Raw genomic sequence first — 15290 nt, forward strand, 5'->3', positions numbered from 1 at the left:
CCGGCAGTATACCGAGCGGGCCCGTCCGGATCGAATCTCAGGCCGCTTCCGGGGCGGCACCGACGATCTGGCGGGCCTGCAGCATGGTCATCGGCTCGCCGAAGGCCGGGCCGAGGGCGTACTCGCAGCCGAGACCGGCGAGCGCCTGGGCGTCGGCCTCGGACTCGCAGCCCTCCGCCACGATGGCGAGGTTCAGCTCGCTCGCCATGCGCACGATGGAGCGCAGGATCGCGGTCTGGCCGGTGCCGATCTGGCGCACGAAGGTCGCGTCGACCTTGATCGTGTCGAACGGGAAGCGCTGGAGATAGGAGAGGGCCGAGTAGCCGGTGCCGAAATCCGAGAGGCACAGGCCGGCGCCGAGGTCGTGGATCCGCGCCAGCATCTGGGCGGCGTATTCCGGGTTCTCCATCACGAGGCTCTCGCTGAATTCCAGCTTGAGCGAGCCGGGCAGGGCGCCGGAGCGGGCCAGCACGGTCTTCACGTCGTGCAGGAGGTCGTGGCGCAGGAGCTGGCGCGAGGACAGGTTGCAGGCCGCGAAGATCGGCGGCTCGACCTCCAGGGAGCGCTGCCACGCCGCGAGCTCCAGGGCGGTGCGCTCCAGGGCGAAGATGCCGAGATTGACCACGAAGCCGCTCTCCTCGGCGAGCGGCAGGAAGGTCGAGGCGGGGATGCGCCCGAGCTTCGGATGGTCCCAGCGCAGCACGGTCTCGAACCCCGCCACGGTGCGGTCCTCGAGCCGCACCACCGGCAGGAACAGGACCCGCAACTCGTTGCGCTCGATCGCCTTGCGCAGGTCGCTCTCCAGCATCAGCCGGTCGGAGCGGTCGGTGCGCATGTGGGCGCGGAACACCTCGATCCGATCGCCGCCGTTGCGCTTGGCCTGGATCATGGCGATCTCGGCGCTCTTGAACACCTCGTCGCGCTTCAGGTTGGCGCCGGCCTCGTAGAGCGCGAGGCCGATCGAGACGGTCAGGAAGATCTCGCGGTCGGCGTAGGTGATCGGCGTGGCGATCGCCCGGCGGATCATCTCGGCGAAGGCCAGGATCCGGTCGGGGTCGCGCTCGGAGAGGAGGATCACCGCGAACTCGTCGCCGGCCACCCGGGCCAGGGTGTCCTGCGGGCGCAGCAGGCGGCCGAGCCGGCGCGAGAGGGTCAGCAGGATCGAATCGCCCGCCGACAGGCCGATCGCGTCGTTGATGCCCTTGAACCGGTCGACGTCCAGCACGATCACGGTGGGCTTGAGGCGCTGGTCCTGGCCGGCGAAGGCCAGAGCCGCGTCGAGGCGGTCGCCGAACAATTCGCGGTTCGGCAGGCCGGTGAGGCTGTCGTGCACGGCGTCGTGGAGCAGGCGCTCCTCGGCGGTCTTGATCTCGGTGACGTCCGCGATGGTGCCGACCACCCGGATCACCTCGCCGTCGGCGCCGATCACCGGCCGCGCCTTCAGGCGGTACCAGAAGAACGTGCCGGCCTCCGAGCGCAGGCGGAAGTCGTGGACGATGCGGCCGCGCCGCTCCTCGATCACCGTGTCGAGGGCCGCCGAGTAGCGCTCCACGTCGAACGGGTGGAGCGCGCCCAGCCAGTTGGTCGCCGGCCCCTCCAGGGTGCCGCGGGCGAGGCCGAGCTGGCCCTCGATCTCCGGACCTACGAAGACCCGGTCGGCGGGCACGTCCCAGTCGAACACCACGTCGCCGGCGCCGGTCAGCGCCAGCGCGCGCCGCTCCGTGTCGGACACGAGGGCGTGGCTGAGGCCGCCCCCCGCGAAGGCGTGCTGGAGCACCGTGAAGCCGATCAGCATCACGATCAGCACGAGGCCGCCGATCAGGGCGGGCTGGACGAGGTCGCTGCCGATCTGGCCGGTGACCGCGAAGCCCGCCGCCGTGACCCAGACCACCAGCAGCAGCCAGGTCGGCACCAGCAGGATGGCGCGGTCGTAGCCGTTATGGGCGGCGAGGTAGACGATCAGCAGCAGGCCGATCCCGGCCACCGCGGCGATCGAGATCCGCGCCACGCCCGCCGCCACCGGCGGGTCGAACACCGCGAGCCCGACGAGGCCCGCCAGGAAGGCGAGCCAGAAGAACGCCACGTGGCTGTAGCGCACGTGCCAGCGGGCGAGGTTGAGATAGGCGAACAGGAAGACCAGCAGCGTCGCCCCGAGCACCGCCTCCGCGGAGGCCCGGTAGACCCGCTCGGCGAGCTCGGTGACCGGGAACACCCGCTGCAGGAACCCGAAATCGATGCAGGCATAGGCGAGCACCGACCACGCGAGCGCGGCGGCGGCCGGGAAGATGATCGCGCCCTTGACCACGAACACGATGGTCAGGAACAGGGCCAGCAGGCCGCTGATCCCGATGATGATGCCCTTGTAGAGGGTCAGTCCGGCGGTCTTGCGCCGGTAGGCGTCCTGGTCCCAGAGGCGGAGCTGGGGGACGTTGGAGCCGCGCAGCTCGGCCACGTAGGTGACGGTGGCGCCGGGATCCAGCGTGATGGTGAACTGGTCGGCCTCCGGGTTCTCGTCCCGCTCGGGCCGGATGCCCTGGCTCGCCGTGATGGCGGCGATGCGCGAGCCGCCGAGATCGGGCCAGATCACCCCGGAATCGACCAGCCGGAAATGCGGGGCGACCAGGATGCGGTCGATCTGCTCATCGGTGTCGTTGGTGAGCGCGAACACGATCCAGTCGGGCCGGGCGCCGGCGTCGCGCGCCTTCACGACGATGCGCCGGACGATGCCGTCCTTGCCGGGCGCCGTGGAGATCTGGATCAGGTCGCCGTCGGAGCGGTAGCGCTCGATCGCCGTGGTCAGGTCGATCACCGGCGCGTCGAGGGTGACGCGGACCGCCTCCACGGCCTGGGCGGGCGCGCTCGCGGCGAGCGTGAGCGCGAGGGCACCGACGAGGCCGCCGACCAGGGTCAGGAGGTGGGCGAGGATGCGCAAGGGTGTCTTGACTTCCGGCCGTGCGAGCTGCGGCATCGGCCGCCCGGGCGGCCTCGATCGATAGGCGCGGGCCTGACTCGGGGCAAGGTCGCCCCGGGGCCGGTCCACCGCCCGCGGATCGCGCCCCTTTGCGGCCAAATCAAGTTGGCCGGGGCGGGGGCGGCCGTTCTGCCGCCCTCTCCGTCATCGCACGCGCTGTCCTGGGTCGCTCCCCTCGCAGAGACGGTGGCGCGGCGAGCGGCCGAAGCTGCCCTACGCTCCCCGGAGCGCGCCCGCGATCCTGTCGAGGGCGGGCAGCTTGCGGATCGGGCCGATCGCCGCCAGCGTGGGCGTGCCCCGCAGCATCGCGGCCGCCGCGGCGCGGACGTCCTCGACCGTGACGGCGTCGACCTTGTCGATCACCTCCCCGGCGGGAATCACCCGGCCCCAGGCCAGGATCTGGCGGGCGTTGCGCTCGATGCGCCCGCCGGGCGTCTCCAGGGCCGAGAGCAGCGAGACCTTCAGCTGCGCCTTGGCGCGGGCGATCTCGGTGGCGTCGAGGTCGCGGGCCGCACGGGCGGTGGCCGCCAGGGTCACGTCGACGAGCTCGGGCAGGTCCGCGCCGGCGGTGCCGGCGCCGATGCCGAACAGGCCGCAATCCGAGAACGGCCAGTGGAAGGCCTGGATCTCGTAGGCGAGGCCGCGGGTCTCGCGCACCTCCTGCCAGAGCCGCGAGGTCAGGCCGCCGCCCAGCACCTGCGCGAACATGTGGAGCGCGTAGTAGCCCTCGTCCCGGAAGGAGAGGCCCGGCAGGCCGATCACCACGTTGGCCTGCTCGAGCTTGCGCGGCATCCGCCGCTCGCCGCCACCGTAGACGCCCGGGACCGCCGCGGGGGCGGGCTTGGCGGGGAGGGCGCCGAAATGGCGCTCGGCCGCCGCCACGATCGCCTCGTGGGTCACCGCCCCGGCGCCGGCCACCACGATGCGGTCCGGCGTGTATTCCCGATCGAGATAGGCGCGGATCCCCGCCTCGTCGAAGCTCCGGATCGTCTCGGGGCGCCCGAGGATCGGCCGGCCGACCGGCTGGTCCGGGAAGGCGGCCTCCGTGAAGGCGTCGTAGACCACGTCGTCCGGGGTGTCCTCGACGGCGGCGTATTCCTGCAGGATGACGCCCTTCTCCCGGGCGAGCTCGCCCGCGTCGAAGACCGAATCGGTGAGGATGTCGCCGATCACGTCGAGGGCGAGGCCGGCATCCTCGCCGAGCACCCGGGCGGTGTAGCTCGTCCCCTCGGTCGAGGTGGCGGCGTTGATCTCGCCGCCGACATTCTCGATCTCTTCCGCGATCTTCTGCGCCGAGCGGGTGCGCGTGCCCTTGAACGCCATGTGCTCGATGAGGTGGGACAGGCCGGCCTCGTCGGCGCGCTCGTTGCGCGAGCCGGCCCCGACCCAGACGCCGAGGCTCGCGGTGGCGACCCCCGGCATCGGCTCGGTCACCACCGTGACGCCGTTGTCGAGCCGCGTGGTGCGCAGCGACGGCGAGGCGGCGTGGGTGGAGAAATGCTGGTTCATCGACGGCTCGTCGCGGAGGGGACCGGATGCGGCGCGGGTCCCCTCTCCCGTGCGGGAGAGGGACGGGGTGCGGGGGCGCGTCGCGCGACGCGCGCCGGGCTCACGCACCCCTCGTGATGCGGGCGCGCTCGCGGATGAGCGTCTCCAGGGCGGCCTGGTCGTTCTCCACCCGGGTCAGGCGCTCGGGCCGGTCCATCAGGTCGGCGAGGTGCGGGGGCAGGGGCGGGCGCAGCCCGCCGGTGGCCCGGGCGACCGCGTCCGGGAACTTCGCCGGATGCGCGGTGCCGAGGGCGACGACCGGGGTCGCGGGATCCTGCTCCAGGAGCCGGCGCCCGGCGCGGACGCCGATGGCGCTGTGGGGATCGAGCACCACGCCGGTGGCGGCCTGGGTCAGGGCGATCTCCGCCATGACGTCGGGCTCCGGCACCGCCACGGCGTCGAACTCCGCGCGGACCGTCGCCAGCACCTCGGGGCTCAGCGTGAACCCGCCGGACTGCTTCAGCCCGGCCATCAGCCGCGACAGGGAGGAGGCGTCGCGCCCCAGAGCCTCGAACAGCAGACGCTCGAAGTTCGACGAGATCTGGATGTCCATGGAGGGCGAGGTGGTCGGGACCACGCCGCGCAGCTCGTAGGCGCCGTGCTCCAGGGTCCGCACCAGGATGTCGTTGGCGTTGGTGCCGATCATCAGCCGCCCGACCGGCAGGCCCATCTGCTTGGCGACCCAGCCGGCCAGCACGTCGCCGAAATTGCCGGTCGGCACCGCGAACGAGACCGGGCGGTGGGGCGCGCCGAGCGCGACCGCGCTGGTGAAGTAGTAGACCGCCTGCGCGGCGACCCGGGCCCAGTTGATCGAGTTGACGCCCGACAGCCGCACCGCGTCGGCGAAATCGGCGTGCTGGAACAGGGCTTTGACGAGGTTCTGGCAATCGTCGAACGTGCCGTCGACGGCGAGCGCGTGGACGTTCTGCGCCGGCACCGAGGTCATCTGCCGCCGCTGCACCTCCGAGACGCGCCCGTGCGGGTAGAGGATGAACACGTCGACCCGGTCGAGGCCGCCGAAGGCCTCCACGGCGGCCGAGCCGGTATCGCCCGAGGTCGCGCCCACGATGGTGGCGCGGGCGCCGCGCTGGGTCAGGACATGGTCCATCAGCCGCCCGAGCAGCTGCATCGCCACGTCCTTGAAGGCGAGCGTCGGCCCGTGGAAGAGCTCCAGCAGGAACAGGTTGTCGTCGAGCTGGGTCAGCGGGCAGACGGCCGGGTGGCGGAACGTCGCGTAGGCGGCGTCGATCATCCGGTCGAGGTCCGGCCCGGCGATGTCGCCGTCGATCAGCGGGCGCAGCACCCGCTTGGCGGCCTCCGCGTAGGGCCGGCCCGCCAGGGCGGCGATCTCCGGATGGCCGATCTGCGGCCAGGTCTGCGGCACGTAGAGCCCGCCGTCGCGGGCGAGGCCCGCCAGGAGCGCGTCCGAGAACGAGAGCGGCGCGGCCGCGCCGCGAGTCGAGACGTGGAGCACAGGGTCCTCCGAGGGAAGGCGCCCCCTCTACACGATGCGGGCGGACCTGTCGAAAGCCGGGCGCGCGCCGCCGAAGTCGCTGCCGGTCCGGCGCGCGGGCGCGCGGCGCGACACGGATCTCGGGCCGGTCCGCGCCGGGCCGGCGGTTTAACCGGGGCTGAACGGGCCGGTTCAGGGCCGGTTGGCCGGCCGCGTCCTACAGCCGGACCGCCCCGCGGCCCCCGGACCGGCGGGGCGGATCCCGTCTCGGAGAGAGCCGACATGACCCGAATCATCGCCCTCGCGGGCGTCGCGGCGCTGCTGTCCGGCACCGTCGCCTTCGCGCAGGCCCCGCCGCCGCCGCCCGGCGGCCCGAGGCCCGGCCCCGAGGCCGGCGCGCCACCCCCGCCCCCCGGCGACCCGCGGCGCGGTCCCGGTCCGGACGGCCCCCCGCCCCCGCCCCCGCCGCCGCCGTCGCGGGCCGCCCACATCGTGCTGGAGCGCGGCGACGCGCGGGTCGACGTGAAGTGCGCCGACGACGACACGACCAAGGCGTGCGCCGACGTCACCCTGCAGATGCTCGACAAGCTCGCGACGTTCCGGCCCTGAGCCCGGCCTCCGCGCCCGCCGCGCCGGCGGCGGGCGTCCTTCGGGGGGCGGTCTCGGGCGCGCGGTCTCGGGCCGCGATCTCAGGCGCGCGTGCCGGGCGCCTTGGTCAGGCGGCAGCCGGTGATGCGCCACTGGCCGTCCGCGTCGCGGGCGAGGCTGTACTCGGCCGTCCAGTCGACGCCGTACTCGTCCTGGATCGCCACCGACTGGACCACGCCCGCCGCGTCCGTGTCGTGCGCCTCGCCGAACACGAAGCTGCGGTGGCGGTAGACCGGACGGTACTGGTTCCGGACCATGCCGATGAACAGGTCGGCATTCGGGAACAGGTCCCGGATCCCCGGCGCGGCCTGCTCGTAGGCCGTCTGCGCGTCGTCGCGGCCGAGCGCCTGCTCCTGCTTGGCGATGACCGCACGGGCCGCCGCGCGCCCCGCCTCGTCGGCTGCCGCCGGCCCCGCGAGGACGAGGACGAGGAGCAGGGCGGGCCACGCGCGCATCGCTGTCACTCCGGCAAGGTCCGGCAAAGTCCGCCAGTGTCGGACCGAGATCCATCATCGTCACGGGAAGATGGTCTCCGCCACGCCCACGACAATGTTCGTGATCGGTTCGTGATCGGTCCGTGATCGTGCCGACGATGATCGCCGCGCCGTCACCGGTCCTCGCGCCGCGCGGACGTCGCGGCGGTCAAGCGCGGTGGAGCGCGTCCCGGCGGACGGGCGCGGCCGGTCGGGACGCGCGCACGGGTTGGGCAGGCATCGCGCCCTGGTTGTGCAAGTCGCTGGAAAGATGGGCATTTTCGCGCCCGACGGGCGGCGCGGGTTTGACCCTCCGCCGCTGTTTTGCGAGCCTCCGGGCGTCGACTCGGTTCCGGGGGAACCGACCGGGCGGAGCGCGGGACGATGATGCAGAGCCACGCGGACGACAGCGCCGATGCCCGTCCGGCACCGGCCATGAGCGTCGGGGTGTTCATCCCGATCGGCAACAACGGCTGGCTGCTGTCGGAGAACGCCCCGCAGTACCGCCCGAGCTTCGCGCTCAACAAGGCGATCACCCTGAAGGCGGAGGGTTACGGGCTCGACTTCGCCCTGTCGATGATCAAGCTCCGCGGCTTCGGCGGCAAGACCGAGTTCTGGGACCACAATCTCGAATCCTTCACTCTGATGGCGGGGCTCGCCGCCGTCACCACCCGGATCCGGCTGTTCGCCACCGCGGCGACCCTGTGCCTGCCGCCCGCCATCGTGGCGCGCATGGCCGCGACCATCGACTCGATCTCCGACGGGCGCTTCGGCCTGAACCTCGTCACCGGCTGGCAGAAGCCGGAATACGACCAGATGGGCCTGTGGCCGGGCGACGAGTATTTTGCCAAGCGCTACGATTACCTGGCCGAGTACGCCCAGATCCTGCGCGACCTGTGGGAGACGGGCGCCAGCGACCGCAAGGGCACGTATTTCCAGATGACCGACTGCCGGCTGAGCCCGCGGCCGCAGGCGCCGGTGAAGATCATCTGCGCCGGCCAGAGCGGCGCCGGGCTGGCCTTCACGGCCCAGTACGCCGACCACAATTTCTGCCTGGGCAAGGGGCTCAACACGCCGACCGCCTTCGCGCCCGTGGTGGAGAAGCTCGCCGAGGCCGGCGCGCGGACCGGGCGGCGGGTGACCGCCTTCGCGCTGTTCATGATCATCGCCGACGAGACCGACGACGCCGCCATGGCGACCTGGGCGCACTACAAGGCGGGCGCGGATGCCGAGGCGATCGCGTGGCTCGGCGTCCAGGGCGCCGCCGACACCAAGTCCGGCAGCGACACCAACGTGCGCCAGCTCGCCGACCCGACCTCGGCGGTGAACCTCAATATGGGCACCCTGGTGGGCAGCTACGCCAGCGTGGCCGCGATGCTCGACGCCGTCATGACCATCGACGGAGTGGAGGGCGTGCTGCTCGTCTTCGACGACTTCCTCAAGGGCCTCGACGACTTCGGGACCCGGATCCAGCCCCTGATGCGGTCGCGCCGGCACGTGACGGCGGCGCCGCTGCCGGAGGTCGCCTGATGGACCGCCCGATGGACCGCCCGATGGATGACCCGATGGATCGCCCCGCCGGCTACCGCGACGCCCAGGGCCGGCACGGCGGCGTCGTCCTGCCGGCCCGCCCGGAGCCGATCGCCCTCGATCCCGCGACCACGTTCCTCATCGTGGTGGACGTCCAGAACGCCTACGCGAGCCCGGGCGGCTACCTCGACCGGGCCGGCTTCGACGTGTCGGGCACCGGCCCGGTGATCGCCCGGATCGCCCGGGCGGTGGCGGCGGCGCGATCCGCCGGCATCCCGGTCCTGTGGTTCCAGAACGGCTGGGACCCGGCCTATGTCGAGGCCGGTGGCCCGGGCTCGCCGAACTGGCACAAATCCAACGCCCTCAAGACGATGCGGCGGAATCCTGAAGCGAACGCGCAGCTGCTCGCCAAGGGATCCTGGGACTACGCGCTGGTGGATGCCCTGAATCCGGAGCCCGGCGACATCGTGATGGGCAAGCCGCGCTACAGCGGCTTCTACAACACGCCCCTCGACAGCACCCTGCGGGCCCGGGGCGTGACCACGCTGGTCTTCACCGGCATCGCCACCAACGTCTGCGTCGAGTCGACCCTGCGGGACGGGTTCCACCGGGAGTATTTCGGGATCGTGCTGGCCGACGCCACGCACCAGGCCGGGCCGGAGAGCCTGCAGCGCGCGGCGCTCGCCAACATCGAGACCTTCTTCGGCTGGGTCTCGGACGTCGCCGCTTTCGAGGCCGCCCTCGGGGCGTCTTCACACGCCGGGATCGATAGATCCGGCGGCGATCTGGCCGGATAAGTGCATCGCGCCCCCCGCCGGTGACCGGCGGGGAGCGCGAGGACCGCCGCGACGCGGCCTCCCGCGCGGCCTGCCCGGCCCGGCCGACAGGTCGCGCGCGGGAGGCGCAGGGGAATGCCCAAGCAGGTCGTGATACCGCCGGGAACCGGCAAGCCGCTGGCCCCCTACGTGCCGGGCACCCTGGCCGACGGAATCCTGTACGTCTCGGGCACGCTGCCGCTCGATGCGGAGGCCAACGTGGTCCATGCCGGCGACGCGGCGGCCCAGACCCGCCACGTGCTGGAGACCATCCGGGGCGTGGTCGAGGCCGCGGGCGGCACGATGGACGACGTCACCTTCAACCACGTCTTCCTGGCGGACTGGGCCGACTACGCGGCGATCAACGCCGTCTACGCCGAGTATTTCCCGGGCGAGAAGCCGGCGCGCTACTGCATCCAGTGCGGCCTCGTGAAGCCCGAGGCCCGCGTGGAGATCGCGGCGATCGCCCATATCGGCCGCTGATGGGCCCGCTCCACCACGCGGTGGCCGGCCCGGCGGGCGGCCGGCCGGTGCTGCTCTCACCGGGCCTCGGCGGCGCGGCGGGCTACTTCGCGCCGCAGATGGCGGCCCTGACCGGCCGGTTCCGGGTCGTCACCTACGACCATCGCGGCACCGGGCGCTCGCCCGGCCCGCTCGCGCCGGACCACGACATCCCCGCCATGGCGCGGGACGCGCTCGGGGTGCTGGACGCGGCCGGGATCGACCGGGCCGACGTGGTCGGCCACGCGCTCGGCGGCCTGATCGCCCTCCAGATGGCGCTGGACGCCCCTGGGCGGGTCGGGCGCCTCGCGGTGATCAACGGCTGGGACGCGATGGACCCGGCCACGCGCCGCTGCTTCGCGGCCCGCCGGGCGATCCTGGCCGGGGGCGGCCCGGAGGCCTACGTGCGGGCGCAGGCGATCTTCCTGTACCCGGCCCCCTGGCTCTCCGCGCAGGCCGAGCGGGTCGAAGCCGACGAGGCGCAGGCGCTGGCGCATTTCCCCGGCGCCGAGACCGTGCTGACCCGCATCGCCGCCCTGGAGCGCTTCACCATCGCGGACCATCTCGGGTCGATCGGCCACGAGACCCTGGTCATGGCCGCCCGGGACGACGTGCTGGTGCCCTACACCCGGTCCGAGCGGCTGGCGGCGGCGCTGCCCAACGCCCGGCTCGCCCTCGCCCCGGAGGGCGGCCACGCCCACAGCGTCACCCGGCCCGAGGCCTTCAACCGGGCGCTCCTGGACTTCCTGGACCGGGACTGAGCGCCCGCTACGCCCGCAGCGCGATCATCGGCAGCACCACCGCGTCGAGGGCGGCGGCCAGCACCGGCAGCAGGGCCGGCCAGCGCAGGGCCGCCGCGGTGCCGATCCGCCCGCGGGCGAAGGCCAGGATCAGCATCGGCGCCAGCGGCAGCAGGTCCCGGACCTGCACCCCGCCGAGGCCGCCCGCCGGAGCGAGGGCCTGCGGCAGCACCGCCAGCCAGAGGCCGAGCAGCGCGCAGCCCGAGAGCCACAGCCGCTCCGCGGGCGGGGGCAGGGGGCCGCGCCGCAGCGCGACGGGCGGCACCAGCAGCGCGGCGGCCCAGACCGCGGAGAGGAACCCGGGCAGCGGGACGGCCAGGGACACGAATCCGCTCCCCGCCGCGGCGGGGGGCGGAAGCCCGGGGCTCGCGGCCGGCAGCAGGGCCGGCAGGAAGACCGGCAGGAGCGCCGGCAGGAGCGCCGGCAGGAGCGCCGGCAGCAGGGCGAACGCGGCGAGCGGCAGCCGCTCCCGCCAGGCGCGGACGCGCCGTCCCGCGGGCGGGAACGGCACCAGCAGCATCCCCACGAGGGGCGCGCAGGCCGGCCGCGCCAGCACCACCAGGGCGATCGCCAGCGCCGCGCCGGCGCGGCGCGCCGATCCGTGCCGGCCCGTCATCGGCCGGGGGCCGAGCAACGCGGCCGCGAGCGCCGCCAGGGCGAGGACGGGCCCGTCCGGTCCGGCGGCGGCCGCGAGCGAGGCCGGGAAGCACAGCAGCGCGAACAGCGCGGCCCGGCCCCGGGTCGCCAGGGCCAGGGCGGCGAGCCCCAGGCTCAGGAACGCCGCGATGCCGGCGAGCCGGCCGCCCACGGCGAGGGCGGAGGCGGACGGGGTCTCGCCGGGCAGACCGATCCAGGCCAGCGCGAGGCAGGCCGGCAGGCCGAGGCCCAGGAAGGCGCGGGCCCAGAACCGGCCGTCACCGGTGACCGGCAGGTTCACGGCCGCGTCCGGGTCGATCGGGCGGCCGGCCCCTGCGCGGCGGGCGCGGCGCGACATCGCGGTCCCGCTCAAGAGGGGCTCCGCGCGCGCGCGGAGCCGAGGAGATCCGGCACGAGCCCCGGCAGCGAAGCGGCCAGGAGGCCCGCCGCCCGCAGGACCTCCGCGGCCTCCCGGGGGGAGCGGCGGGCGAGGGCCAGGGCGAGCCGCAGGGGCACCTGCGCGCCGAAGCTCGCCGCCGCCAGGCCGAGGGCCGTCGCGGCGCCGTGGTGCTTGCCGGCGTAGAGGATCTGGCTGCGCAGGAAGTAGAACAGCCGCCGCGCCCGCACCTGCCGGGTCGTGCCCTGGCCGACATGGCGGGCGACCGCCCCGGCCACGTGCCGCACCGCGAAGCCCGCCGCCCGGGCCCGGGCGCAGAGGTCGGCATCCTCCCAGTAGACGAAGAAGCGCGGGTCGAACCCGCCGAGCGCCCGGAACAGGTCGCGGCGGATCATCAGGAAGGCGCCCATCACCTGGTCGACGGCGCGGTCCTCCGCGTGGTCCCACTCGAGCAGGAAGTGCGGCCGCACGAGGCCGAGGCGGTCCAGCGCCAGGGCGCGTCCGAGGAGGCCCAGCGCCGAGGGCGCCCGGGCGCAGGAGCGCGCGGTCCGCCCGTCCGGGTCGACGAGCCGCGCGCCCACGATCCCGGTCCGCGGGTCGGCCATCAGGGCGGCCAGGGCCGCGCCGAGGGCGTCGGGCGCGACCTGCGTGTCCGGGTTCAGGAACAGGATCGCGGGGGCGTCGCCGGCGGCGGCGCCCTGGTCGCAGGCCCGGCCGAAGCCGAGATTCGCGGCGTTCTGGATCAGCCGGAGCGGGCGGGGCAGGACGGGCAGGCTCTCGGTGGAGCCGTCCGTCGAGGCGTTGTCCACCACGGTGACCTGCACGGCCGCGGCGTCCCGCGCGGCCGCGAGGCTCGCGAGGCAGGCGCGCAGCAGGCCGCCGCCGTTCCAGTTGACGATCACCACGTCGAGGGCAGGGCGGTCGGTCACGGCAGGTCCCGGGGCAGAGCTCGCGTCCGATCTCTCGGCCGATCTCGAGGCGCCTTTCCGGCCGCCTTTCCGGCCGCGTCTCCGGGCAGGTCCCGGGGCGGCCCGAGGCGCCCGAGGGCGCCGTCGCGGGCGGCCGCGAGGAGCCTGAGAAGCACGGCGGGCCGGAAGCCCGAATCCGCCCAGTACAGCCCGGCCTGGAGCGGCAGGTAGGCGGCCTGGGCGAGTTTCCAGCGCGGCGGCACATGCGGCAGCCGCCACGCGTAGATCGCGTTGCGCAGGTAGGTCGCCATGCGGAACAGGGGCTGGCGCGGCATCGCGATCCCGAGGGCCCGGATCGTCCCGCCGCCGACGCGGTGCGGGATCGCGACGGCGCGGGTCTGGTAGCAGCCGTAACCGAGGCTCCAGGCACGGAAGCACCATTCGAGCTCGACCCCGTCGATGAAGAAGTCGCCGCGGAACGGCCCGACCCGCGCGAAGGCGTCGAGGTCGACGAGCGAGCCCGAGGTCGCCAGGAACTGCACCGGGGCGAGGCCGTCGCGTGCCGGCGCGCCGGGACGGGGCGGGTAGGCCGGCGCCTTGTGGCCCGGTGCCGGCGCGGGCGCCGGGCCCACCACCGCCGCCGGGATCCCGGCCTCCCGCAGCCGGTCCCGGGCCGTCAGCAGCGCGGCGGCGAGGTCCGCCGGCGGCTCGGCGTCCTGGTCGAGGAGGAGGAGGGTCCCGGCCCCCGCGGCGCGGGCGGCCGCCGCGATCCGGTTGAGCGCCTCCGCGATGCCGAGATTCGTGCCCGCCGACAGCAGGGTCACGCCGGCCCGGGCGAGCTGGTCGGCCGTCCCGGCCGGGAGGCCGCCATTGTCGAAGGCGACCACCGCGGCGTAGCCGGCCGAGGCCAGGTCCCGGACGCGCGCCACCTGGTCCGGTCGCGGCCGGAACAGGGTGATCCCGAGGACGACGCGGCCGAGCCGCGGGTCGGGCACCGGCCGCGTCCCCGCGACGGGGCCGGTGACGGGCTCGGGATGGCCCGTCACGCCCGCTCCACCGCGGCGGTCGCCGCCTCCAGCGCGGCCGTGACGGCGGCGGCCTGCTCGGCGCTGAGCGGGCCGCGGGCGAGCCGCATCTGCAGGGCGAGCTTCAGGCCCTCCTTGGCGCGCACGACCGAGGGCGGGGGACCGTCGCCCCGGGCGGCCTCGGCCTCCGCCATCCGGGCGAGGATCGCCTCGAGGGTCGGGCGGTTGCCGTCCAGGAAGGCCTGCCCCTCCGGCGTGATCGCGTGCAGGCGCTTGGTGCCCTCCCCGGGGGTCACCGTGACGTGGCCGAGTTCCTCCAAGAGGGTCAGCGTCGGGTAGACGGTCCCGGGGCTCGGGCTGTAGGCGCCGCCGACCCGCTCCTCGATCGCCTTGATGATCTCGTAGCCGTGGCGCGGCTTCTCGGCGATCAGGTGGAGGATGACGAGGCGCAGGTCGCCGTGGGCGAAGAAGCGCGCGAGGTCGCTGCGGCCGCCGCGGCCGAACATCCGGCGCTCGCCGGGGCCGCGGCCCGGGTGACCGTGGGACCCGTGCCGTCCGCGGGGATCGTTGCCCATCGGGCCGCGATGGGCGCGGACGCGGAAGGCCTCGAAGGGATCGGCGTGGAGGAAGTCCGGGAAGCGGCGATGCATCGATTCGATCCGATCTCGATATGTCTAAAAAATAGATATATCGAAATACCATCGCCTGCAAGGCCGCCGGTCCGTCGGGCGACCGGCCTCCGGCGCGGGCGGTGCCGGCACCCCACGGTTTACGGAGTCGGCCGGTTCCGTTAGTGCGACTTGTGTCCGACAGGACGATCCCCCCGCGCCGCCTCGCGCCTCCGACGCTGCCCGCCAGCTGCCGCCCATGACCCGATCAGAGCCCCGCGCCTCGACCGCGCCCGCCCGGCGGGCGGCCGATGGATCCCGCGCCCCGTGACGGTCCGCGGCGAACGCCCCTCCGCAGAGTCCTGAGATGCGCCGCGGCTCAGACGGGACCGGCCGGATCTCGGCCCTGACGCGGATGCGCCGCCGCCTCGGCCGGCTGCGCGACCCGCTGGCCAAGCCGGCGGCGCTGCACCGACGCTGGGCGGGCCCGGCGACCGGCGCGGATCTCGAGGCGCGCCTGATCGCCGTCCTGACGCCGCATGTCGACGCGGCGTTCTACGCGAGCTGGTACGGGATCACGGCCGACCCGGTGCGCGACTACCTCGTCCACGGCTGGCGCGCGGGCCGCGACCCGCGCCCCGACTTCGACTCTGCCGCCTACCTCGCCGCCCATCCCCACCTCGCCCGCGCCGGCATCAACCCGCTCCTGCACGCCCTGGCGCGCCGCCGCGGCGGGGCCGGCGGGGCCGGCGGGGAGGGGGAGTCCGAAGCCCTGCCGAAGCCCGACACGGCCGAGGCCCACCGCCTCGCCCGCCGCCTCGTCGACGGCGCCTTCTATCTCGCCGGCAATCCCGACCTCGCCGCCGCCGGCGTCGACCCGGTCGACCACTACATGGCCTCGGGCTGGCGCGAGGGCCGCGAGCCGGCGCCGCAATTCGACACCCTGGCCTACTGCCTCACCCGCGGGATCACCTTCG

At 74.4% G+C, this 15290-nt stretch carries 13 protein-coding genes and 1 pseudogene; 6 read left to right on the forward strand and 8 right to left on the reverse strand.

Features of this window, described 5'->3' with window-relative positions; genetic code table 11:
- Positions 1-37: 37 nt before the first annotated feature.
- The 3 genes from ACLBXO_RS05520 to thrC all read right to left on the reverse strand — a co-directional run bounded on the left by ACLBXO_RS05520 (position 38) and on the right by thrC (position 5993).
- Positions 38-2968, reverse strand: coding sequence for an EAL domain-containing protein (locus ACLBXO_RS05520; RefSeq protein WP_331318802.1), 2931 nt, complete (start codon positions 2966-2968; stop codon positions 38-40).
- A 216-nt stretch (positions 2969-3184) separates the two neighbouring features.
- Positions 3185-4480, reverse strand: coding sequence for a M16 family metallopeptidase (locus tag ACLBXO_RS05525; RefSeq protein ID WP_331318804.1), 1296 nt, complete (start codon positions 4478-4480; stop codon positions 3185-3187).
- Between the two features lie 100 nt (positions 4481-4580).
- Positions 4581-5993, reverse strand: coding sequence for a threonine synthase (thrC, locus tag ACLBXO_RS05530; RefSeq protein WP_331318806.1), 1413 nt, complete (start codon positions 5991-5993; stop codon positions 4581-4583).
- A 261-nt stretch (positions 5994-6254) separates the two neighbouring features.
- Here thrC and ACLBXO_RS05535 point away from each other — a divergent pair, with 261 nt between their 5' ends.
- Entirely contained in the window at positions 6255-6581 is a 327-nt protein-coding gene (locus ACLBXO_RS05535; RefSeq protein ID WP_447684717.1) for a hypothetical protein, read from the forward strand.
- Positions 6582-6661: 80 nt separating this feature from the next.
- Here the strand turns inward: ACLBXO_RS05535 and ACLBXO_RS05540 are convergent, their stop codons facing one another.
- Positions 6662-7075, reverse strand: coding sequence for a DUF4864 domain-containing protein (locus ACLBXO_RS05540; protein WP_447684718.1), 414 nt, complete (start codon positions 7073-7075; stop codon positions 6662-6664).
- Positions 7076-7528: 453 nt separating this feature from the next.
- Here ACLBXO_RS05540 and rutA point away from each other — a divergent pair, with 453 nt between their 5' ends.
- The 4 genes from rutA (at position 7529) to rutD (ending at position 10700) form a co-directional block, all read left to right on the forward strand.
- Positions 7529-8623 carry a pyrimidine utilization protein A gene (gene rutA, locus ACLBXO_RS05545; protein WP_447684726.1) on the forward strand — a complete coding sequence of 365 codons (1095 nt, stop codon included), beginning with the start codon at positions 7529-7531 and terminating at the stop codon, positions 8621-8623.
- Positions 8624-8658: 35 nt separating this feature from the next.
- On the forward strand, positions 8659-9420 hold the full coding sequence (gene rutB / locus ACLBXO_RS05550) for a pyrimidine utilization protein B (RefSeq protein WP_447684719.1): 762 nt from the start codon (positions 8659-8661) through the stop codon (positions 9418-9420).
- A 114-nt stretch (positions 9421-9534) separates the two neighbouring features.
- On the forward strand, positions 9535-9921 hold the full coding sequence (gene rutC, locus ACLBXO_RS05555; protein WP_020093352.1) for a pyrimidine utilization protein C: 387 nt from the start codon (positions 9535-9537) through the stop codon (positions 9919-9921).
- Positions 9918-10700, forward strand: coding sequence for a pyrimidine utilization protein D (gene rutD / locus ACLBXO_RS05560; protein WP_331318958.1), 783 nt, complete (start codon positions 9918-9920; stop codon positions 10698-10700). The genes rutC and rutD overlap by 4 nt, the downstream gene beginning before the upstream one ends.
- A 7-nt stretch (positions 10701-10707) precedes the next feature.
- On the opposite strand, the gene ACLBXO_RS05565 is transcribed toward rutD, so the two are convergent.
- From ACLBXO_RS05565 to ACLBXO_RS05580, 4 genes are read right to left on the reverse strand one after another with little or no spacing between them, the layout of a single operon-like run.
- Positions 10708-11748, reverse strand: a complete 1041-nt coding sequence (locus ACLBXO_RS05565; RefSeq protein WP_447684720.1) for a hypothetical protein — start codon at positions 11746-11748, stop codon at positions 10708-10710.
- The gene (locus ACLBXO_RS05570) at positions 11745-12701 is read right to left on the reverse strand and encodes a glycosyltransferase family 2 protein (protein ID WP_447684721.1); all 957 of its coding nucleotides are present in this window, start codon (positions 12699-12701) and stop codon (positions 11745-11747) included. Before ACLBXO_RS05570 ends, ACLBXO_RS05565 begins: the two co-directional genes overlap by 4 nt.
- Positions 12698-13726, reverse strand: coding sequence for a rhamnosyltransferase (locus tag ACLBXO_RS05575; RefSeq protein ID WP_447684722.1), 1029 nt, complete (start codon positions 13724-13726; stop codon positions 12698-12700). The genes ACLBXO_RS05570 and ACLBXO_RS05575 overlap by 4 nt, the downstream gene beginning before the upstream one ends.
- Positions 13723-14355, reverse strand: coding sequence for a PadR family transcriptional regulator (locus ACLBXO_RS05580; RefSeq protein ID WP_447684723.1), 633 nt, complete (start codon positions 14353-14355; stop codon positions 13723-13725). The genes ACLBXO_RS05575 and ACLBXO_RS05580 overlap by 4 nt, the downstream gene beginning before the upstream one ends.
- Before the next feature lie 325 nt (positions 14356-14680).
- Here ACLBXO_RS05580 and ACLBXO_RS05585 point away from each other — a divergent pair.
- Positions 14681-15290: pseudogene (locus tag ACLBXO_RS05585) on the forward strand (glycosyltransferase); the annotation flags it as partial.

It is taken from the genome of Methylobacterium sp. C33D (genome assembly GCF_053345825.1).